The following is a 19,406-nucleotide window of genomic DNA, read 5'->3' as shown; positions in this document are numbered from 1 at the left end:
ACCCGTCACCGATTCCGCCGATGAAGCCGATCCGATACACCATCGTCCCGAAGAACCCCGCCGCGCATCTGTTCGAGGTGACACTCACCATCGAAGACCCCGCGCCGGACGGCCAGCGCTTCATGCTGCCCGTGTGGATTCCGGGCAGCTACATGGTGCGTGAATTCGCGCGCAACATCGTCACGCTGCGCGCCACCAACGACGCGGGCCGCAAGGTGCGCGTGAGCAAGACCGACAAGCATTCGTGGCAGGCCGCACCGGTGAAGGGCGCGCTCACGCTGCGCTACGAGGTCTACGCGTGGGATCTGTCGGTGCGCGCGGCGCATCTGGACGACACGGTCGGCTTCTTCAACGGCACGAGCGTGTTTCTCGCGGCGCTCGGTCACGAGGGTGCGCAGCATATCGTCGACATCCAGCGCCCGGACGGCCACGCGTTCCGCCACTGGCGTGTCGCCACGGCCCTGTCGGAGGCGCGCGGTACCAAGCGCTACGGCTTCGGCGACTACACGGCTGCGAACTACGACGAACTGATCGACCATCCGGTCACGCTCGGCGAATTCACGCTCGCGAGCTTCAAGGCCCATGGCGTGCCGCACGACATCGTGATCGCGGGCCGCGTGGTGGCGCTCGACACCGAACGCCTCGCCAACGATCTGCGCAAAATCTGCGAGGCGCAGATCGCGCTGTTCGAACCGCGCACGAAGCGCGCGCCGATGGAGCGCTACGTGTTTATGACGCAGGCCGTCAGCGACGGCTACGGCGGGCTGGAGCACCGCGCCTCGACCGCGCTCATCTGCAATCGCACCGACCTGCCGGTGAAGGGCAAGCCCGAGATGTCGGAGGGCTATCGCACCTATCTGGGCCTGTGCAGCCACGAGTACTTCCACACCTGGAACGTCAAGCGCATCAAGCCCGCCGCGTTCGTGCCGTACGACCTCTCGAGCGAGGACTACACCTCGCTGCTGTGGCTGTTCGAAGGCTTCACGTCTTACTACGACGATCTGGTGCTGGTGCGCAGTGGCCTGATTTCCGTCGATGAGTACTTCGGTCTGGTCGGCAAGACCATCGGCGGCGTGTTGCGCGGCGCGGGGCGTCTGAAGCAGAGCGTCGCGGAAAGCTCGTTCGACGCGTGGGTCAAGTACTACCGCCAGGACGAGAACGCCGCGAACGCCATCGTCAGCTACTACACGAAAGGCTCGCTCGTCGCGCTCGCGTTCGACCTGGCGATCCGCACGGAAACGAGCGGCCGCAAGTCGCTCGACGATGTGATGCGCCTGCTGTGGCAGCGCTACGGCCGCGACTTCTATCGCGGCAAGCCCGTGGGTGTGGGTGAAGAGGACGTCGAAGCGCTGATCGCGGAGGCGACCGGCGTGCAACTGGGCGGCTTGTTCGCCGATGCCGTGCGCGGCATGCGCGATTTGCCGCTTGCGACGCTGTTCGAGCCGTTCGGCGTGAAGCTCGAAGGCGAGCCGGAGCGCGGGGCGAAGCCGTCGCTGGGCGCGCGCCTGCGTGGCGGCGCCGAGGCGACGCTGGCAGTCGTCTACGAAGGCGGCGCGGCGCAGAAGGCCGGCCTGTCGGCAGGCGACACGGTGATCGCGCTAGATGGTCTGCGCGTGACGGGCGGCAATCTCGATACGCTGCTGTCGCGCTATCAACCGGGCGCGAAGGTGGAGATCCATGCATTCCGCCGCGACGAGCTGCGTGTTGCGCGCCTGACGCTCGACGCCCCCGATATCGCGCGCTACAAGTTGAGCGCCACGGACAAGCGCCCCGCGCCGCGCGCGCTGCGCGAGCGCTGGCTGGCGGTGTGAACGTGAGTTCACGGTAAGCCCGATGGTGGGCGGCGCGTTCCGCCCAGTCCCATGAAACGGCGAGGTCGATCTGGCCCCGCCGTTTTTGCATTCCAGCGATTGTTCTACCGTTGCAACAATCCGTCACTGGCGAGCTACTTTTTCGAGGCGCGGTAAAAAAACACAATGGCCTCACTCGCGCAACACCGCGCAACTGAGACCCCGAAGGAATGACCATGACCACGATCCTGCAAATCAATTCCGCCGCCCGCTCGCAAGGCGCCCAGTCGACGCTGCTCGTCAACGAATTGACGGCCAAGCTGCAACAATCGAACGCCGGTGCGACGGTCGTGACGCGCAACCTGCAAGCCGATCCGCTGCCGCACCTGGACGACTCCGTTCTCGGCGCGTTCTTCACGCCGGCCGAGCAACGCACGCCGGAACAGCAGGCAATCGCCGCACGCAGCGAAGCGCTGATCGCCGAACTGCAAGCCGCCGATATCGTCGTGATCGGCGCACCGCTGTACAACTTCGGCATCTCGTCGCAACTCAAGACGTACTTCGACTGGATCGCCCGCGCTGGCATCACGTTCCAGTACACGGCGAACGGCCCCGAAGGCCTCGTGAAGGGCAAGAAGGTGTTCGTGGTTTCGGCACGCGGCGGCAAGTATCAAGGCACGGCGCATGACAGCCAGACGCCGTACCTGAAGTCGTTCCTCGGCTTCCTGGGCATGACGGACGTCAACTTCATCTACGCAGAAGGCCTGAACATGGGCCCGGACGCAGCTAGCGCAGCGCTCGCCAGCGCACGTGAAGCGATCGCGGCTGCCTAAGTCTCGATAGGGTTGCCGTGCCGCGCTTCGTTGCGCGGTATCATGCGCCTGAAACTAAAAACGCCACGAAAGTGATTTCGTGGCGTTTTTTATTGCGCTCGAGGTCGTGAGGGGCGCCGCTCAGGCGAGCACTTCGCCGACTTCAGGCAGGCGCCAGTCGATCGGCTGGCGGTTGTGCGCCTCCAGGTACTCGTTCGCCTGGACGAAGTGACCGCAACCCAGAAAGCCGCGATGCGCCGAGAGCGGCGAGGGGTGCGGCGCTTCCAGCACGCAATGTTCGCCCTCACCGAGCAACGCGCGCTTGTTCTGCGCATGCGCGCCCCAAAGCATGAACACCAGGTTCTGGTGACGGGTGGCGAGTTCGCGGATCAGCGTGTCGGTGCAGCGCTCCCAGCCGCGCTTCGCGTGGCTCGCGGCATTCGCGCGCTCGACGGTCAGCACGGTGTTGAGCAGCAGCACGCCCTGGCGTGCCCAGGCGTCGAGGCAGCCGTGCGCGGGCGCGTCGATGCCAAGGCTCGCCGCGATCTCCTTGAACATATTGCGCAGCGACGGCGGCGGACGCACGCCCGGCGGCACCGAGAACGCCAGCCCATGCGCCTGTGGCGTGCCGCGATCGTCGCCGTGATACGGGTCCTGGCCGAGGATCACCACTTTGACGTCGTCGGGCGAGGTGAGGCGCAGCGCGCGGAACACATCGGCGGGATAGACGGTCTTGCCGGCGGCGCGCTCAGCGTCGACGAACTGGCAAAGCGGCGCATAAACATCGCTGGCGATGAACGGATCGAGCAGGCTGCGCCACGCGGCGGGCAGGGCGGCAAACTGGTCTTCGAGGCGCGGCGTGTCGGAAACCTGGGACATGGCGATGGCTAACTGGGAGTCGGATGCGTGGCTGTCAGGCACAGCGGCGGGCGCGTGCGCAAGTTGCGCAACACGCGGCGGAATCGGGTTCGCGAATGCGGGCGCAGGGAATTCGTCGGCGTCGAACAGCGAGAAAATCGTGATCTGACGCGGATCGACTTCGGGCTGCGCCGGTTCGTCGAGCGTGGCCTGCGCGGCGTCGGGCGCTTCGTCGTCGAACAGCGAAGTCTGCACCGGCTGCGCGAGGCGCGTCGTGCGTTTTGTGGGAGTCATGGGCGGCAAGTGTCGCAGCAATCGCGCGCCGGTTCAATGCGGCGGGCGCGACTTGCGGCACAACGGTATCGATCTTGCAACTAACTGCGAGGAGTGTGCAGTGCGCTGGCGCTCGATCATGCGTGGTGTGCGGGTACGAGGCGAGACGTAGGCCGATAGAGAAGCGGCGCGAGTTCATCGCGCCGCCGTTCTAGTCTGCTCAGCCTTCGCGCAGCTTGTAACCGCGCTGCGCCTTGCTGATGTCGTCGGGGGCGAGACCTGGCAGCGCTTTCGCGAGTTCGTCGGCGAGCGTGTGCAGCACGGCTTCGTCACCGTCCTTCAATTCGAGCTCGATCTCGCAGATCGGCGCGCGACGTGCTTCGCCATTTACGTCAGCGGTGATTTCGCCCTGATCGACTGCGGCTTCGACCTGCGCCCCCGCGTGCGTCAAGACCCAGAGCGTGCGCGTGAAGTCGGTGCGAAAGAGCGGGATCAGGTTCGAGGCCGCCGCGGACAGCGCCGTGGACACGCCGGCTTCATCGCACTCGTGCAGCAGTTTCTCCACTTCGAGCGCTTCGCCCGCGACCGGCATTTCCCACTCGTGCCGTGCGTGCAGCCCGTTCCGCGCGACACCCACGGTTTTGAAAGTCTGGAGCCAGCCTTCGGGCGCACGGCGCAGACGCAGTGCGCTCTTCGCCCGCGCGAGCGCCAGTTCAGGCGTGTCGAAGTAGATGTTTTCGAGCTGGATGGCCCGACCGGCGACACCCGCGCGCGCCTCGAACAGACGCAGCGCCGCTTCCACCTGGTCTTGCGGCAGCGCGAGCTTGATTTCGCGTTCGATACCCATGACGGCTCGCGCTCAGAAGAACATGCGGGCGAGTTCCGCGCCTGGCTCCCCGGCGCGCATGAACGCTTCGCCAACCAGGAACGAGTGCACGGCCAGCTCGCGCATCTTCTCGACATCGGCGCGCGAGAGGATGCCCGACTCCGTCACGACAATGCGGTCTTCCGGCACATCGTCGAGCATGCCGATGGTGGTTTGCAGCGTCGTTTCGAAGGTGCGCAGGTTGCGGTTGTTGATGCCGATGAGCGGCGTCTTCAACGTGAGCGCGTGATCGAGTTCGGCGCGGTCGTGCACTTCGACCAGCACGGCGAGGCCGAGCGAATGCGCGAGCGCTTCGAGGTCGCGCATTTGCGACGGTTCGAGCGCGGCGGCGATCAGCAGGACCGCGTCGGCGCCCATCGCGCGCGCTTCGACGATCTGGTACGGATCGACGATGAAGTCCTTGCGCAGCACCGGCAGCTCGCACGCGGCGCGCGCAGCCTGGAGATAGGCGACGCTTCCCTGGAAGAACTGCACGTCGGTGAGCACGGAGAGACAGGCTGCGCCGCCTTGTGCGTACGAGCGTGCGATCTCGGCGGGGTCGAAGTTTTCGCGCAGCACGCCTTTCGACGGGCTGGCTTTCTTCACTTCGGCGATCACGGCCGCCTGGCCGTTGGCGTGCTTCGCGCGGATCGCGCCGACGAAGTCGCGCAGATCGCGTGTGCTGGCGGCCAGACGCAGTTCTTCGAGCGGGGCGCTCTGCTCGGCGGCGCGCACTTCTGCGTGCTTCACCGCAATGATCTTTTCGAGGATGTCGCTCATGGTATTCGGCTTAAAAACGGCTAAAAACGGTGCGGGATCAGGGCGCGAGGCAGCGTGCCCTAGCGCTTGAACTGTTGCGTGAAGCGTACCAGTTCGTCGACTTTGGCGCGTGCGCGGCCGCTTGCGAGCGTTTCGCGGGCGAGGGCGATGCCATCGGCGATCGAATTCACGACGTTCGCGGAATAGAGCGCCGTACCCGCGTTCAGCGTGACGATTTCGCGTGCCGTGCCCGGCTCGTTGGAGAGCGCGCCGAGCAACATGGCCTTCGACTCGTCGGCATTCTCGACCTTGAGCGAGCGGTTCGACACCATCTGCATGCCGAAGTCCTCGGGATGGATCTCGTACTCGCGAATCTCGCCGTCCTTGAGTTCGCCGACCAGCGTGGCCGCGCCGAGCGACACTTCGTCCATGCCGTCCTTGCCGTACACGACGAGCACGTGCTTTGCGCCCAGGCGCTGCATCACGCGCACCTGAATGCCGACGAGGTCGGGGTGGAACACGCCCATCAACTGATTGGGCGCGCCGGCCGGATTCGTGAGCGGCCCAAGGATGTTGAAGATCGTGCGCACGCCCAGTTCGCGGCGCACGGCGGCGATGTTTTTCATCGCCGGGTGGTGGTTGGGCGCGAACATGAAGCCCATGCCCGTTTCGGCGATCGACTCGGCCACCTGTTCCGGTTGCAGATCGATGTTGACGCCGAGCGCTTCGAGCACATCCGCGCTGCCCGACTTGCTGGAGACGCCGCGGTTGCCGTGCTTGGCGACCTTCGCGCCCGCCGCCGCGACCACGAACATCGACGCCGTCGAAATATTGAAGGTGTGCGAACCGTCGCCACCCGTGCCGACGATGTCGATGAAGTTCGAGTTGTCCTTCACCTCGACGTGATTCGCGAATTCACGCATCACGGTTGCGGCCGCCGCGATTTCGCCGATGGTTTCCTTCTTCACGCGCAGGCCGGTAATGATGGCCGCCGACAGCACGGGCGAAAGCTCGCCGCGCATGATCATGCGCATGAGATGGAGCATCTCGTCGTGGAAGATTTCGCGGTGCTCGATCGTGCGTTGCAGCGCTTCCTGGGGGGTAATCATGTTGGTTCGTCCGGGTTAAGCGCTGCGGGTTTGCTTCAGGAAGTTCTCGAAGAGCGCGTGGCCGTGCTCGGAGAGAATCGATTCCGGATGGAACTGCACGCCTTCGACGTCGAGCGTTTTGTGGCGCACGCCCATGATTTCGCCGTCCTCGGTCCACGCCGACACTTCGAGGCAGTCGGGCAGCGACTCGCGCTCGATCGCGAGCGAGTGATAGCGCGTGACGTTGAAGTGCTTCGGCAGATCGGCGAACACGCCTTTGCAGTCGGTTTCGATCTGGCTTACCTTGCCGTGCATGATGGTTTTCGCGCGCACGACGCGCCCGCCAAATGCTTCGCCGATGGCCTGATGGCCGAGGCACACGCCCAGAATCGGCGTCTTGCCCGCGAATTCGCGCAGTACGTCGAGCGTGATGCCGGCGTGCTGCGGATTGCTCGGTCCCGGCGACAGGCAGATGCGCGCGGGGTTGAGCGCCTTGATCTCGTCGATCGTGATTTCGTCGTTGCGATACGTGCGGACGTCTTCGCCGAGTTCGCCGAAGTACTGGACGATGTTGTAGGTAAACGAATCGTAGTTGTCGATCATGAGCAACATGGTCTTGTCTCCGCTCAGAAGTCGCTGTCGAGGCCGTCTTGGACCTGCTCGGCGGCGCGCAGCACGGCGCGCGCCTTGTTTTCCGTTTCTTGCCATTCGGACTCGGGCACCGAATCCGCGACCACGCCCGCTGCGGCCTGCACATACAGATTGCCGTTGTGGATCAGGCCGGTGCGAATCGCGATCGCCAGGTCCATCTCGCCGTTGAAGGAGAGATAGCCGACCGCGCCGCCGTAAAGACCGCGCTTCACGGGTTCCAGTTCGTCGATCAGCTCCATCGCGCGCACCTTGGGCGCACCCGAGAGCGTGCCGGCGGGGAAGGTCGCGCGCAGCACGTCGTAGTTCGTCACGCCGGGCTTGAGCTTGCCTTCCACCGAGCTGACGATGTGCTGCACGTGCGAGTACTTCTCGATGATCATCTTGTCGGTCACGGCCACCGAACCGATTTCGGCGATGCGGCCCACGTCGTTGCGCGCGAGGTCGATCAGCATGACGTGCTCGGCGACTTCCTTCGGATCGTTGAGCAACTCGGTCGCGAGTTCGGCGTCGCGCTCGGGCGTGTTGCCGCGCGGACGCGTGCCCGCGAGCGGACGGATCGTCACGATGCGATCCTCGCCGCGCTGTTCCTGACGCACCAGAATCTCCGGCGACGCGCCCACTACGTGGAATTCGCCGAAGTTGTAGTAGTACATATAGGGCGACGGATTCAGCGAGCGCAGCGCGCGGTACAGCGACAGCGGATTGTCGCGATACGGCTTGGAGAGGCGCTGGCCGACCTGCACCTGCATCAGTTCGCCCGCAGCGATGTATTCCTTCGCCTTGCGAACGGCCGCGAGGTAATCGTCCTTCTTGAATTCGCGATAGGTCTCGGTGCGCACGCTCGCCGACGTGACCGGCGGCTGCACCGTCGTGCGCAGACGCTGCTTGAGTTCGCGCAGGCGATGCTTCGCCTTGGTGTAGGCCTCGGGCGTTTGCGGATCGGCGTAGACGATGAGGTAGAGCTTGCCCGCGAGATTGTCGATCACGGCGACTTCTTCGCTGAGCAGCAACTGGATATCGGGCAGGCCGAGATCGTCGGGCGGGCAGGTCGCGGCGAGCTTCTTCTCGATGTAGCGCACCGCGTCGTAGCCGAAGTAACCGGCCAGACCGCCGCAGAAGCGCGGCAGGCCCGGACGCTGTGCGACCTTGAAGCGCGCCTGGTATTGCGCGATGAATTCGAGCGGATCGCCATCGTGCGTCTCGACCACCTGGCCGTCGCGCACGACTTCCGAAACGCCGTTCTTCACGCGGATCAGCGAGCGTGCGGGCAGGCCGATGAACGAGTAGCGCCCGAAGCGCTCGCCGCCCACGACGGATTCCAGCAGGAAGGAGTTGGCGCCGCCGCGCTCGGGTTGCGCGAGCTTCAGATACAGCGAAAGCGGCGTTTCGAGATCGGCGAGGGCTTCGGCGATCAGCGGGATGCGGTTGTAGCCCTCGTTGGCGAGGGACTGAAATTCGAGTTCGGTCATGTTCCGATCCTGTGCGTGCTGCCGTTCGCGACGTCGGGTGCGGGCCCAGTGCGGCTCAAAGAGGGGCGCGGCGTGTGCGCGATGGCGTCTGTTTTGAGTGCTTGATTGCGCGGCAATCGCTCGTGGCTCGTGTGTCCCGTGCAGCCCGTACAGCACTTGCCGGGCTGGCGTGCGGTTCGTCGGCGGCACATGCAAGGCGTGGGTGCTGGCGTCCCGGCACGCGTCGAAACGGCATGCAGGGTTCGCGAAAGCCCACGACGACATTAGTCGACGAGTTACCGCAACAGTTTAGGTTCGAGACACGCGCGAATGCGCAGCGAAGTAAAAAACGGAGCTGAAGAAGAGCTTGCGCGCGACTTCAGCAGACCTCGAGTGAGGTTAGCGCGACCAGCGACGCCAGGGCCAGGCTCCCCGGTCGATGCTGCTCAGACTCCGTTTTTTATTCAGAAACATGAGGATAAGGTGACGGTAAGTACAGAACTTAGGTCAGAAGATTATGTGCTGCGACAGCCTTGGCGGCGTCCAGCAGCGTGGCAACTATACCATCCGACTCAATTTTTTGTACAGGTTGGCCGTGATTGTAGCCATAGGGCACCGTGAGCGTCGCCATGCCCGCTGCGCGGCCCGCAATCGCGTCGTTCTCCGAATCGCCAATCGCGACCGCGGCCTGCGGCTGCACGCCCAGACGCTCGCACGCCGTGAGCATGGGCAGCGGATCGGGCTTCTTCTTCGCGAGACTGTCGCCGCCCAGCACGACTTCGAAATAACGCGTGAGACCGTACTGCTGGAGCAACTCGACGGCGAAGCGGTGCGGCTTGTTGGTCACGCAGGCGAGGCGAATGCCCTGGTCGCGCAGCGCGGCAAGCCCGGCTTCCACATCGGGATACAGATGCGTGTGGCGACCGTTGATCTTCGCGTACTCGTCCTGGTAGATCGCGAGCGCCTCGTCGAAGCGCGCCTGGGCGTCCGCTTCTTCAAAGCGCGGTGCGAGCACGCTCTTGATCAAATGTTCCGAACCCTTGCCGACATAGCCCATCACCTCTTCGCGCGTCGTTTCCTCGGCGTCGAACTGGGCGAGCATGCCGTTCAGGCCGGCCGCGAAGTCGTCGGCGGTATCGACCATGGTGCCGTCGAGGTCGATCAGCGCCGCCTCGATACGCGGCGCCGTGAACTTGACGGAGGCGCTCATTGCGCGCCTGCGCCCTTGACCGTGGCGAGCTGCGCGCGCATCTGGTCGATCACGGCCTTGTAGTCCGGCTTGCCGAAGATGGCCGAGCCCGCGACGAAGGTATCCGCGCCCGCCGCGGCAATTTCGGCGATGTTGTCGATCTTCACGCCGCCATCCACTTCGAGGTGAATCTCGCGGCCCGTGCGCGCGGTGTACGCGTCGATCCGCGCGCGCGCTTCGCGCAGCTTGTTGAGCGCCTCGGGAATGAAGGACTGGCCGCCGAAGCCCGGGTTCACCGACATGATGAGCACGAGGTCGACCTTGTCCATCACGTGATCGAGGTAGCTCAGCGACGTGGCCGGGTTGAACACGAGACCGGCCTTGCAGCCGTGGTCGCGGATCAGCGACAGCGTGCGGTCGATGTGGTCCGAGCCTTCCGGATGGAAGCTGATGAGGTTCGCGCCGGCCTTGGCGAAATCGGGCACGATGCGATCGACCGGACGCACCATCAGATGCACGTCGATGGGCACGTCCACGTGCGGGCGGATCGCCTCGCACACGAGCGGGCCGATGGTGAGGTTCGGCACGTAATGGTTGTCCATCACGTCGAAGTGGATCCAGTCGGCGCCAGCGGCGACGACGTTACGGACTTCCTCGCCGAGCCGTGCGAAGTCGGCCGAGAGGATGCTGGGAGCGATGCGGAATTGCGTCATGGCGGCAATCGGAAAACAGACGGGAAAACCGTATTTTACCGTCAGCGAGGGGGTGCCCTGCGTGCGGTGGGCGGGTTTCTGACGGGGTTGCTCGTGAAGTTGGACAGTGGGCCGGGCCGGTGCACCGCGCTGGTGCTGACAACCCGTAAGCTGGGTTCTTCACCTTAGGTCCGCGAGCCGCGCCGGTGGCGGCTCTGCGGGCGATGCCGGGTTGCGGGGGGCGTGCGCATCAAGCAGAATGCCATCCCATGTCCCCCGCATAACGGGTGGTCCGTCAAACCGGCCAAGCGGCCCGGCACATGGAACAAGGATGAGTCAGTACGAATTCAGCGTGACCTCGCAGGTGCGCTATCTGCCCGAAGAATCGGACCCGGAGCGCCGGCAATATGCTTTCGCCTACACGCTGACGATTCGCAACACCGGCGAGGTGAGCGCGCAACTGATCGCGCGCCACTGGGTGATCACCGACAGCGACGATCACGTACAGGAAGTGAAGGGGCTGGGCGTGGTCGGCCATCAACCGCTGCTCAAGCCGGGCGAGCAGTTCGAGTACACGAGCTGGGCCGTGATCGCGACGCCCGTGGGCACCATGCGCGGCGAATACTTCTGCGTGGCCGAGGACGCCGAGCGTTTCGAGGCGCCGGTGCCCGAGTTCGTTTTGCAGATGCCACGCACGCTCCACTGAAGCGCGCCTGGTTTCAAACCGTTTTGAACCGTTGCCCGAATTTGGGGTCTGCTAGTCACGCCGATCGTGCGGGGCTCGCTTCTTCCTGCCCGACGCGGTCCACATAACGATGAAAATCAGCAGGAACAGCGCGATCAGCGCTTCCAGCCCAAACATGAGCATCGGGTATTCGTCGAGCAGATCAGACATGGCGGCATCCATCGAAAACAACGCAGATTGTGCGCCAGAAATGGCGCGCGCTTCCGGCCTGATGCCGGAATTAACGGCGGCACGCGCATCGCGCTTCATCCGCTCCCTACGATTCATGCAGAAGCGCGCTTCGAAGCCGGTGAGCGCGCGACTCGGCAGGCAGGTCGCCGGCTGGGTCGGCGCGGCGTCGCTGGCCGCGCTGCTGGCCGCGTGCGGCGGCTCGAACTATGTGCGCACCACGCCGCCCAAGGGCACGCCTGCCTTACCTGGACAGATCGCTGCGGCGCGTCTCACGCCCGTCGCGTGGCAGCAGGTACCGGGCTGGCAGGACGATTCGCTGATCGGCGCGACGGCGGCGCTGCGTTCGAACTGCACGCGGCTCGCGCGCGAACCGCGCTGGCAGCGCGCCTGTGCGGCGGCTTCGCAACTCGACGATCTGGATGCCTCCGGCGCGCGCACGTTCTTCGAGACGTACTTCACGCCTTATCAGTTCGCCAATAACGACGGCACGCTCGACGGCCTCGTGACCGGCTACTACGAGCCGCTGATTCATGGCTCGCGCACGCGTCATGGCGTCTATCAGACTGCGCTCTACCGCTGGCCGTCCGGCTATCGTGCAGGCGCTGCGCTGCCGGCACGCGCGCAACTCGAGCGCGCAGGCATCCTCAACGGCAATGAACTGGTCTGGGTCGACGACCCCATCGAAGCGTTCTTCCTCCAGGTGCAGGGTTCGGGGCGCGTTGTCATGGAAGACGGCAGCGTGATGCGCGTGGGGTTCGGCGGCACCAACAACCAGCCGTACAAGTCGATTGGCCGCTGGTTGCTCGACCGTGGCGAACTCACGCCTGCGCAGGCGACCATGCAGGGCATCAAGGCATGGGCGCGGGCGAATCCGACGCGTGTCGACGCGCTGCTCGACACCAATCCGCGCTTCGTGTTCTTCCGCGAGATGCCGTCCGCCGAAGGCGCGGCGCAAGGCGGCTCCGATGGCCCGATCGGCGCGCTGGGCGTGCCGCTCACGCCGGAGCGCTCGATTGCCGTCGACCCGTCGTCGATTCCGCTTGGCACGCCGGTTTTCCTCCAGACCACGCGACCGCTCACGAACACGCCGCTCAACCGGCTGGTGTTCGCGCAGGATACGGGCAGCGCGATCAAGGGCGGCGTGCGCGCCGACTACTTCTGGGGCCTCGGCGACGACGCAGGCGACCTCGCCGGCAAGATGAAGCAGGGCGGCCGCATGTGGCTGTTGTTCCCCAATTCGTGAGCGCCCTTTGACGTGCTCATGACGTGAAAAAGCCGGCGCGAGCCGGCTTTTTCGTTATTGCGTTCGACCAGATATGGCCGATGTCACTTCGGCCGCTTGTCGATCACGCGCCGCGCCTTGCCGACCGAGCGTTCGATGCCGTTCACGTCCAGCACGTTGATCTTCGCCGTCACGCCGATCAGCGCCTTGATGTCGTAGGCAAGCGCCTTGGCCGCGGCGTCGAGCGCGCCGTAATCGGGCGCCGTTTCGGGGCACGGTTCGCAGTTCAGCGTCATCACGTCCATCGGACCTTCCTTGGTGAGGATGATCTGATAGTGCGGCGCGAGCGCGGGCTGCTTGAGCAGCAGTTCCTCGATCTGCGTAGGAAACACATTCACGCCGCGGATGATGAGCATGTCGTCCGAGCGGCCCGTGATCTTCTCCATGCGGCGCATGGTGCGCGCGGTGCCCGGCAACAGACGCGTGAGATCGCGCGTGCGATAGCGGACGATCGGCAACGCTTCCTTCGTGAGCGAAGTGAAGACGAGTTCGCCGAATTCGCCGTCGGGCAGAACTTCGCCCGTTTCCGGGTCGATGATCTCGGGATAGAAATGGTCTTCCCAGATGGTCGGGCCATCCTGTGTTTCCGCACACTCGGACGCCACGCCCGGACCCATCACTTCGGAGAGACCGTAAATGTCGACGGCCTTGATGCCCATGCGCTTTTCGATGGCCGAGCGCATGTCGTTGGTCCACGGTTCCGCGCCGAAGATGCCGATGCGCAACGAAGTCGACGCCGGGTCGATGCCCTGGCGCTCCATTTCGTCGGCGATGGCGAGCATGTAGCTCGGCGTGACCATGATGATGTCGGGGCGGAAGTCCTGGATCAGTTGGACCTGCTTCTCGGTCTGGCCGCCGCCGAACGGGATCACGGTGAGTCCCGCACGCTCTGCGCCATAGTGCGCGCCGAGGCCGCCCGTAAAGAGACCATAGCCATAGCTGATATGCACCTTGTCGCCGCGCTGCGCGCCCGACGCACGCACCGAACGCGCCACCAGGTTCGCCCACGTGTCGATGTCCTTCGCCGTGTAGCCCACCACCGTTGGCTTGCCGGTCGTGCCCGACGACGCATGAATGCGCGAGATCTGCTCTTGCGGCACCGCGAACATCCCGAACGGATAGCTGTCGCGCAGATCCTTCTTGGTCGTGAACGGGAAGCGCCCGAGATCGGCGAGCGTCTTCAACTCGGACGGATGCACGCCGGCTTCATCGAACTTGCGGCGATACACCGGCGAATTCTCGTACGCGTGATTGAGCGACCATTTCAGCCGTTCGAGCTGAAGCGCCGCGAGTTCGTCGCGGCTGGCCGTTTCGATCGGCTCGAGCGGCAGCGTGGTAGTCATGGATGTCTCCGGATGCTTTAAGAATGGTAGGCGGGGCGAGCAGGGCGTACGCCTACTCTTCGACGGGAATTACGGTGCCGCGTATCTGTGCGGATTTGCCCCGGAACATCGCGACGGCCTCACCCGCGCGATTCGTCACGCGAATGTCGTAGATGCCGGAGCGGCCCGAGAGCACCTGTTCGACGGCTTCGGCGGTCAGCACGTCGTCAGGCTGAACCGGGCGCAGGAACTCGATCGAGCAGCCCGCCGCGACGGTGCTGACGTTGTACGAATTGCAGGCGAAGGCGAAGGTCGAATCGGCGAGCGTGAAGATCATCCCGCCGTGGCAGATCTGATGACCGTTGAGGAATTCGGGACGTACGGCCATCGAAAGCCGTGCGTAGCCCGCGCGCACTTCGAGCAGTTCCATGCCGAGCTGGCGGCTGCAACTGTCGGCTTCGAACATGGCCTGTGCGGTGGCGCGGGCGAGTTCGTCGGGCGACATTCCGGCGACGGTTCGGGTCGATGCGGATGTGGACATATCAACGACCCCCGAAGCGCGGCGCGCGCTTTTCGATGAAGGCCTGCACGCCTTCGGCGTAATCGTGCGAATTGCCCAGATCACGTTGCAGGTCGCGTTCGAGATCGAGTTGCTGATCGAGCGTGTTCGTCGCACTGGCGCGCAACGCTTCGCGCGTGGCGACGATGGCGCGCGTGGGCTGTTTCGCGAGCTGTGAGGCGAGTGCCGCGGCGGCGGTGGCCAGCTCCGCGTCATCTGTCACTTGCCAGACGAGCCCCCAGCTTTCGGCTTTTTCGGCGCTCAGTTTGTCGCCGGTCATGGCGAGGCCTAGCGCGCGCGCCATGCCCACCCGTTTGGGCAGGAACCAGGTGCCGCCCGAATCGGGCACGAGACCGATCTTCACGAACGCCTGAATGAAGCTGGCGGAGCGTGCGGCCAGCACGAGGTCGCAGGCGAGCGCGAGATTCGCGCCGGCGCCAGCGGCGGTGCCGTTGACGGCCGCGATCACGGGCATCGGCAGCGCCTGCAACCGCTTGATGAGTGGATTGAAATGCTCTTCGATGAGCGCACCGAGATCGGTCATCGCACCCGGCGTGAAATCGAGATCGGCGAGATCCTGGCCTGCGCAGAAGCCGCGGCCTGCACCGGTCAGCACGAGCGCGCGCGAACCGGCCTTTTCCACCTCGTCGAGCGCCGCGGCAAGTTCACGGTGCATGGCGCGCGTGAAGCTGTTGAGCTTGTCCGGGCGGTTCAGCGTGATCGTGGCCACGCGGGTGGAAGCGTCGATATCGACGCGGATCGCATCAAAAGGCATTGCTTGTCTCCTCTGGTTCCTTGCAGGGGGATCGACGGCGCGTGGTTTCGACGCCTGGTCCCTTGCAAGGCTCATGTCTCTTGAGGCCGCCGCGCAGGTCTGCCCGGCGGTTTGCTACGCCGTACTGTTGCTGCTCAAACGCGCTCGATGGCCAGTGCGATGCCCTGACCGACGCCGATGCACATCGTGCAGAGTGCATAGCGGCCTTGCGTGCGTTCGAGCTGATACAGCGCCGTGGTCACGAGCCGTGCGCCCGAAGCGCCGAGCGGATGCCCGAGCGCGATCGCGCCGCCGTTCGGATTCACGCGTGCGTCGTCGTCGGCAATGCCGAGCGCGCGCAATACGGCAAGCCCTTGCGAGGCGAACGCTTCGTTGAGCTCGATCACGTCGAACTGATCGAGCGTCATGCCGAGTTGCTTGAGCAGCTTCTGTGTAGCGGGTGCCGGGCCGAAACCCATGATGCGCGGCTCGACGCCGGCCGTGGCCATGCCGAGCACGCGTGCGCGACGACGCAGCCCGTATTGGCTGGCGGCCGCGTCGCTCGCGAGCAGCAACGCGCAGGCGCCGTCGTTGACGCCCGAGGCGTTGCCCGCCGTGACCGTGCCGTCCGGCTTTACCACGCCCTTGAGCTTGCCGAGCGCTTCGAGCGAGGTTTCGCGCGGATGTTCATCGAGCGTCACGCGCACGGGGTCGCCCTTCTTCTGCGCGATTTCGACCGGCACGATTTCCTGCGCGAGCGTGCCGTCTTTCTGCGCGCGTGCGGCTTTCTGCTGGCTGCGCAGCGCAAACGCGTCCTGATCCGCGCGGCTGATGTTGAAGTCGACCGCGACGTTTTCCGCTGTCTCCGGCATCGAATCGACGCCGTATTGCTGCTTCATCATCTTGTTGACGAAACGCCAGCCGATGGTGGTGTCATAGATGGCGGCGTCGCGCGAGAAGGCCGAAGCCGCCTTGCCCATGACGAAGGGCGCGCGCGTCATGCTTTCGACACCGCCCGCGATCATCAGGTGCGCTTCGCCTGCCTTGATCGCGCGCGCGGCGCTACCCACAGCGTCGAGGCCCGAGCCGCACAGGCGGTTGAGCGTGCCGCCGGGCGCGTCGGACGGCAGGCCCGCGAGCAGCGCGGCCATGCGCGCGACGTTGCGGTTGTCTTCGCCGGCCTGGTTCGCACAGCCATAGAGGATGTCGTCCAGCGCGCGCCAGTCCACGCCGGGATTGCGTTCGACCAGCGCGCGGATGGGCACGGCGCCGAGGTCGTCGGCGCGCACGTCCTTGAGGGTGCCGCCGTAGCGGCCAAACGGGGTGCGAATCGCGTCGCAGATAAAGGCTTCGGTCATCTCGGGTTCCTGCGGCATGAGCGTGGAAGTGCACTCATGCCGGTCATGCTAGAGGGAAGGGGAGTCAGGCGCCATTCGGCCAAACGGCATAGGCCATTTAGCCGACTGCCACCGGAGCCGCTTTCGGTTCAACATGAACGCGGCTTTGCACCACACGGAAGCGGTTCGCTACGAACGCGGCGTCGGCCAGCGCGGCGTTGGCGGCAGGGTTCGCGCCGGTGCCGTGGAAGTCCGAGAAAGCCGCCGACTGATTGACGAACACGCCGCCCGTCAAATTGATCGAAAGTGCCACGCCGCCGGTGATCGCGGCGTCGTGAGCAGCGTCGATCACTGCGTCGCTCGTGCTGTAGACCGAGAGCGTGAGCGCGCCATGATCGCGCGCGGTCGTGCCGGCCAGATCGAGTGCTTGCGCTGTGGAGTCGGTGGCGATCACGAACGAGATCGGGCCGAACCACTCGCGGGTGAACGAGGCGGCGTCGCGCGCGGCGTCGAGCGAGAGCACGAGCGGCGTGCGAACGCGAGCACCGGGGAACTGCGGGTGTTCGAGCGTCTGGCTATCCGCGAGCACGGTGCCCAGCTTGCGCGCCTCGTCGATACGGGTGGTCACGCCGTCGTTCTGGATCGCACCGAGCACTTCCACGGCGCGGGCGGGATCGGCCACGAACTTCTGCACCGCGCCGGCGATTGCCTGTGCGACCGCGTCGAAGCTCACGTGGCCTTCGGCGGTCTGGATGCCGTCGCGCGGCACATAGATGTTCTGCGGTGCCGTGCACATCTGGCCCGAGTAGAGCGAGAGCGAGAACGCGATGTTGCGTGCGGCGGCCTTCAGGTCCGTCACGGAATCGATCACGATCTGGTTCACGCCCGCCTTTTCGGTGTAGACCTGCGCCTGGTGGGCGTTGCGTTCGAGCCAGTCGCCGTTTTGCGTGCTGCCGGTGAAGTCGATCAGCTTGATTTCGGGGCGTAGCGCGAGTTGCTGGACGAGCTCGCCGTCATTGGGATCGGTGGCCAGCAGCGTGACGACGTTCGGATCGAAGCCGGCTTCGCGCAGCACGTCGCGCGCGATGCGTACGGTAATGGCGAGCGGCAGGATCGCACCCGGATGCGGCTTGACGATCACGGTGTTGCCCGTAGCCAGATCGGCGAACAGGCCGGGATAGCCGTTCCAGGTTGGGAAGGTGCAGCAGCCGAGGACGAGACCGGCACCGCGCGGCACGACGGCGAAGCGCTTTTGCATCGCGAGCGGGGGATTCTTGCCTTGCGGCTTTTCCCAGTGCGCATCGGCGGGAATGCGGCGCAGCTGATCCCATGCGTAGGTGACGGCCTCTAGCGCGCGATCCTGGGCGTGCGGGCCGCCCGCCTGGAAGGCCATCATGAATGCCTGGCCGGTTGTATGCATGACGCTGAAGGCGATCTCGAAGCTTGCTCGGTTCAGACGTTCGAGAATCTCGACGCTCACGCCCACCCACGCCTGCGGGCCAGCCGCACGCCAGTCGCGCTGTGCCTTCTGGGCTGCGTCGATCAGTTGATCGGGCGTCGATTTCGGATAGCGTGCGCCGAGCGCGAAACCGAATGGCGAAGCCTCACGGCCCACGGTTTCGCCGGTGCTTGGCTGGTCCAGATCGAAGGTCCGGTCGAGGTGAGCTTTGAACGCGGCTTCGCCATCTGCGCTGGCGGTTTCCCCGTACACTTTGGGGCTCGGCATTTCGGCGAACGGGCTCCAGTAGCCGCGGGACTCTATGGCGGCCAACGCTTTGTGCAGCAGGCCTTCGTGCTTGGCGAACAACGGATGTGTCATGGCTCGACTTGGATTGAGGGGTTGGTAGAGGCCCGCGCCAATTAATTGACCGACCGGTTGGTTGGCAAATGTTAGCATTAGTCAAAGTTCGGCGTGAAAAATTTTTTGGGGACTTTCTTTAGATGGACGGAGGACTTATGGGGTACGAAAACATCCTGGTCGAGACGCGCGGCAAAGTTGGCCTGATCACCTTGAATCGCCCGAAAGCGCTCAATGCGCTGAACGACGCGTTGATGGACGAACTCGGTGAGGCGCTGAAGGCGTTCGACGCCGACGAAGGCATCGGTGCGATCGTCATTACGGGCAGCGAGAAGGCGTTCGCGGCGGGCGCTGACATCGGCATGATGGCGAGCTACAGCTTCATGGATGTCTATAAGGGCGATTACATCACGCGCAACTGGGAGACGATCCGCTCGATCCGCAAGCCGATCATCGCGGCGGTAGCGGGTTTCGCGCTGGGCGGCGGCTGCGAGTTGGCGATGATGTGCGACATGATCTTCGCCGCGGACACGGCGAAATTCGGTCAGCCTGAGATCAAGCTTGGCGTGATCCCGGGTGCGGGCGGCACGCAGCGTCTGCCCCGCGCGGTTTCAAAGGCGAAGGCGATGGATCTGTGCCTGACCGCGCGCATGATGGATGCGGCGGAAGCGGAGCGCGCGGGATTGGTGTCCCGCGTGATTCCTGCAGCGGGTCTGCTCGACGAGGCGATCGCCGCCGCGACGACGATCAGCGAATACTCGTTGCCTGCCGTCATGATGGCCAAGGAGGCGGTGAACCGCGCGTATGAGACGACGCTCGCCGAGGGCGTGCATTTCGAACGTCGTATGTTCCACTCGCTGTTCGCGACGGAGGATCAGAAGGAAGGGATGGCGGCGTTCGTAGAGAAGCGCAAACCTGCGTTCAAGAACAAGTAAGGCGTGAGCTTGCGAGGGGCGGGAGATTTATTTCCTCTCGCCCCTTGCGGGGCGGCGCTGTTGGCGCTAAGATTCGCG

18 protein-coding genes are annotated in these 19,406 nt (G+C 64.9%); 5 read left to right on the top strand and 13 right to left on the bottom strand.

What is annotated here, in order from left to right:
* The first annotated feature begins 20 nt into the window (after positions 1-20).
* The gene (locus tag U5782_RS27685; protein ID WP_322047081.1) at positions 21-1,811 is read left to right on the top strand and encodes a PDZ domain-containing protein; all 1,791 of its coding nucleotides are present in this window, start codon (positions 21-23) and stop codon (positions 1,809-1,811) included.
* A 215-nt stretch (positions 1,812-2,026) separates the two neighbouring features.
* Positions 2,027-2,623 (top strand): FMN-dependent NADH-azoreductase, encoded by a 597-nt coding sequence (locus U5782_RS27680; protein WP_322047080.1) that lies wholly within the window; start codon positions 2,027-2,029, stop codon positions 2,621-2,623.
* A gap of 120 nt (positions 2,624-2,743) precedes the next feature.
* On the opposite strand, the gene U5782_RS27675 is transcribed toward U5782_RS27680, so the two are convergent.
* The 8 genes from U5782_RS27675 to rpe form a co-directional block, all read right to left on the bottom strand.
* Entirely contained in the window at positions 2,744-3,754 is a 1,011-nt protein-coding gene (locus U5782_RS27675) for a uracil-DNA glycosylase (RefSeq protein ID WP_322047079.1), read from the bottom strand.
* Positions 3,755-3,953: 199 nt separating this feature from the next.
* Entirely contained in the window at positions 3,954-4,580 is a 627-nt protein-coding gene (locus U5782_RS27670; RefSeq protein WP_322047078.1) for a CYTH domain-containing protein, read from the bottom strand.
* Positions 4,581-4,592: 12 nt separating this feature from the next.
* Entirely contained in the window at positions 4,593-5,378 is a 786-nt protein-coding gene (gene trpC, locus U5782_RS27665) for an indole-3-glycerol phosphate synthase TrpC (RefSeq protein ID WP_322047077.1), read from the bottom strand.
* A 59-nt stretch (positions 5,379-5,437) separates the two neighbouring features.
* The gene (gene trpD, locus U5782_RS27660) at positions 5,438-6,466 is read right to left on the bottom strand and encodes an anthranilate phosphoribosyltransferase (protein ID WP_322047076.1); all 1,029 of its coding nucleotides are present in this window, start codon (positions 6,464-6,466) and stop codon (positions 5,438-5,440) included.
* Between the two features lie 15 nt (positions 6,467-6,481).
* Positions 6,482-7,057: an aminodeoxychorismate/anthranilate synthase component II gene (locus U5782_RS27655; RefSeq protein WP_322047075.1), complete on the bottom strand. Its 576-nt coding sequence runs from the start codon at positions 7,055-7,057 to the stop codon at positions 6,482-6,484.
* A 14-nt stretch (positions 7,058-7,071) separates the two neighbouring features.
* Positions 7,072-8,565 (bottom strand): anthranilate synthase component I, encoded by a 1,494-nt coding sequence (trpE, locus tag U5782_RS27650; RefSeq protein ID WP_322047074.1) that lies wholly within the window; start codon positions 8,563-8,565, stop codon positions 7,072-7,074.
* Between the two features lie 481 nt (positions 8,566-9,046).
* Complete coding sequence (locus U5782_RS27645) at positions 9,047-9,754, bottom strand: phosphoglycolate phosphatase (protein ID WP_322047073.1); 708 nt, start codon at positions 9,752-9,754, stop codon at positions 9,047-9,049.
* Positions 9,751-10,446, bottom strand: coding sequence for a ribulose-phosphate 3-epimerase (gene rpe, locus U5782_RS27640; protein ID WP_322047072.1), 696 nt, complete (start codon positions 10,444-10,446; stop codon positions 9,751-9,753). The genes U5782_RS27645 and rpe overlap by 4 nt, the downstream gene beginning before the upstream one ends.
* Positions 10,447-10,756: 310 nt before the next feature.
* On the opposite strand from rpe, the gene apaG reads away from it, so the two are divergent.
* On the top strand, positions 10,757-11,131 hold the full coding sequence (apaG, locus tag U5782_RS27635; RefSeq protein ID WP_322047071.1) for a Co2+/Mg2+ efflux protein ApaG: 375 nt from the start codon (positions 10,757-10,759) through the stop codon (positions 11,129-11,131).
* A gap of 109 nt (positions 11,132-11,240) precedes the next feature.
* Positions 11,241-12,584 carry a murein transglycosylase A gene (locus U5782_RS27625; protein WP_415914418.1) on the top strand — a complete coding sequence of 448 codons (1,344 nt, stop codon included), beginning with the start codon at positions 11,241-11,243 and terminating at the stop codon, positions 12,582-12,584.
* 83 nt (positions 12,585-12,667) lie between these two features.
* Here the strand turns inward: U5782_RS27625 and paaK are convergent, their stop codons facing one another.
* The 5 genes from paaK to paaN form a co-directional block, all read right to left on the bottom strand.
* On the bottom strand, positions 12,668-13,966 hold the full coding sequence (gene paaK, locus U5782_RS27620; RefSeq protein WP_322047069.1) for a phenylacetate--CoA ligase PaaK: 1,299 nt from the start codon (positions 13,964-13,966) through the stop codon (positions 12,668-12,670).
* Between the two features lie 52 nt (positions 13,967-14,018).
* Entirely contained in the window at positions 14,019-14,486 is a 468-nt protein-coding gene (gene paaI, locus U5782_RS27615) for a hydroxyphenylacetyl-CoA thioesterase PaaI (RefSeq protein WP_322047068.1), read from the bottom strand.
* A 1-nt stretch (position 14,487) separates the two neighbouring features.
* Complete coding sequence (paaG, locus tag U5782_RS27610; protein ID WP_322047067.1) at positions 14,488-15,279, bottom strand: 2-(1,2-epoxy-1,2-dihydrophenyl)acetyl-CoA isomerase PaaG; 792 nt, start codon at positions 15,277-15,279, stop codon at positions 14,488-14,490.
* A gap of 134 nt (positions 15,280-15,413) precedes the next feature.
* A complete protein-coding gene (pcaF, locus tag U5782_RS27605) occupies positions 15,414-16,616 on the bottom strand; it encodes a 3-oxoadipyl-CoA thiolase (protein ID WP_322047066.1) in 1,203 nt (400 codons plus the stop codon).
* A gap of 97 nt (positions 16,617-16,713) precedes the next feature.
* Positions 16,714-18,414: a phenylacetic acid degradation protein PaaN gene (paaN, locus tag U5782_RS27600; protein WP_322047065.1), complete on the bottom strand. Its 1,701-nt coding sequence runs from the start codon at positions 18,412-18,414 to the stop codon at positions 16,714-16,716.
* A gap of 137 nt (positions 18,415-18,551) precedes the next feature.
* On the opposite strand from paaN, the gene U5782_RS27595 reads away from it, so the two are divergent.
* Positions 18,552-19,328, top strand: coding sequence for an enoyl-CoA hydratase (locus U5782_RS27595; protein WP_322047064.1), 777 nt, complete (start codon positions 18,552-18,554; stop codon positions 19,326-19,328).
* Positions 19,329-19,406 lie beyond the last annotated feature (78 nt).

The sequence above is a fragment of the Paraburkholderia sp. J67 genome (assembly GCF_905220265.1).
In the GTDB taxonomy this organism is placed as follows: Bacteria; Pseudomonadota; Gammaproteobacteria; order Burkholderiales; family Burkholderiaceae; genus Paraburkholderia.
Note: the sequence above shows the minus strand (reverse complement) of the source record. Positions and strands in the feature narration are given on the sequence as shown.

What these genes read in the sequence shown, in the direction of transcription:
- U5782_RS27685 (WP_322047081.1), top strand. Translation starts at nt 21, where the DNA reads ATGAAGCCGATCCGATACACCATCGTCCCGAAGAACCCCGCCGCGCAT.
- U5782_RS27680 (WP_322047080.1), top strand. Translation starts at nt 2,027, where the DNA reads ATGACCACGATCCTGCAAATCAATTCCGCCGCCCGCTCGCAAGGCGCC.
- U5782_RS27675 (WP_322047079.1), bottom strand. Translation starts at nt 3,754, where the DNA reads ATGACTCCCACAAAACGCACGACGCGCCTCGCGCAGCCGGTGCAGACT.
- U5782_RS27670 (WP_322047078.1), bottom strand. Translation starts at nt 4,580, where the DNA reads ATGGGTATCGAACGCGAAATCAAGCTCGCGCTGCCGCAAGACCAGGTG.
- trpC (WP_322047077.1), bottom strand. Translation starts at nt 5,378, where the DNA reads ATGAGCGACATCCTCGAAAAGATCATTGCGGTGAAGCACGCAGAAGTG.
- trpD (WP_322047076.1), bottom strand. Translation starts at nt 6,466, where the DNA reads ATGATTACCCCCCAGGAAGCGCTGCAACGCACGATCGAGCACCGCGAA.
- U5782_RS27655 (WP_322047075.1), bottom strand. Translation starts at nt 7,057, where the DNA reads ATGTTGCTCATGATCGACAACTACGATTCGTTTACCTACAACATCGTC.
- trpE (WP_322047074.1), bottom strand. Translation starts at nt 8,565, where the DNA reads ATGACCGAACTCGAATTTCAGTCCCTCGCCAACGAGGGCTACAACCGC.
- U5782_RS27645 (WP_322047073.1), bottom strand. Translation starts at nt 9,754, where the DNA reads ATGAGCGCCTCCGTCAAGTTCACGGCGCCGCGTATCGAGGCGGCGCTG.
- rpe (WP_322047072.1), bottom strand. Translation starts at nt 10,446, where the DNA reads ATGACGCAATTCCGCATCGCTCCCAGCATCCTCTCGGCCGACTTCGCA.
- apaG (WP_322047071.1), top strand. Translation starts at nt 10,757, where the DNA reads ATGAGTCAGTACGAATTCAGCGTGACCTCGCAGGTGCGCTATCTGCCC.
- U5782_RS27625 (WP_415914418.1), top strand. Translation starts at nt 11,241, where the DNA reads ATGAAAATCAGCAGGAACAGCGCGATCAGCGCTTCCAGCCCAAACATG.
- paaK (WP_322047069.1), bottom strand. Translation starts at nt 13,966, where the DNA reads ATGACTACCACGCTGCCGCTCGAGCCGATCGAAACGGCCAGCCGCGAC.
- paaI (WP_322047068.1), bottom strand. Translation starts at nt 14,486, where the DNA reads ATGTCCACATCCGCATCGACCCGAACCGTCGCCGGAATGTCGCCCGAC.
- paaG (WP_322047067.1), bottom strand. Translation starts at nt 15,279, where the DNA reads ATGCCTTTTGATGCGATCCGCGTCGATATCGACGCTTCCACCCGCGTG.
- pcaF (WP_322047066.1), bottom strand. Translation starts at nt 16,616, where the DNA reads ATGACCGAAGCCTTTATCTGCGACGCGATTCGCACCCCGTTTGGCCGC.
- paaN (WP_322047065.1), bottom strand. Translation starts at nt 18,414, where the DNA reads ATGACACATCCGTTGTTCGCCAAGCACGAAGGCCTGCTGCACAAAGCG.
- U5782_RS27595 (WP_322047064.1), top strand. Translation starts at nt 18,552, where the DNA reads ATGGGGTACGAAAACATCCTGGTCGAGACGCGCGGCAAAGTTGGCCTG.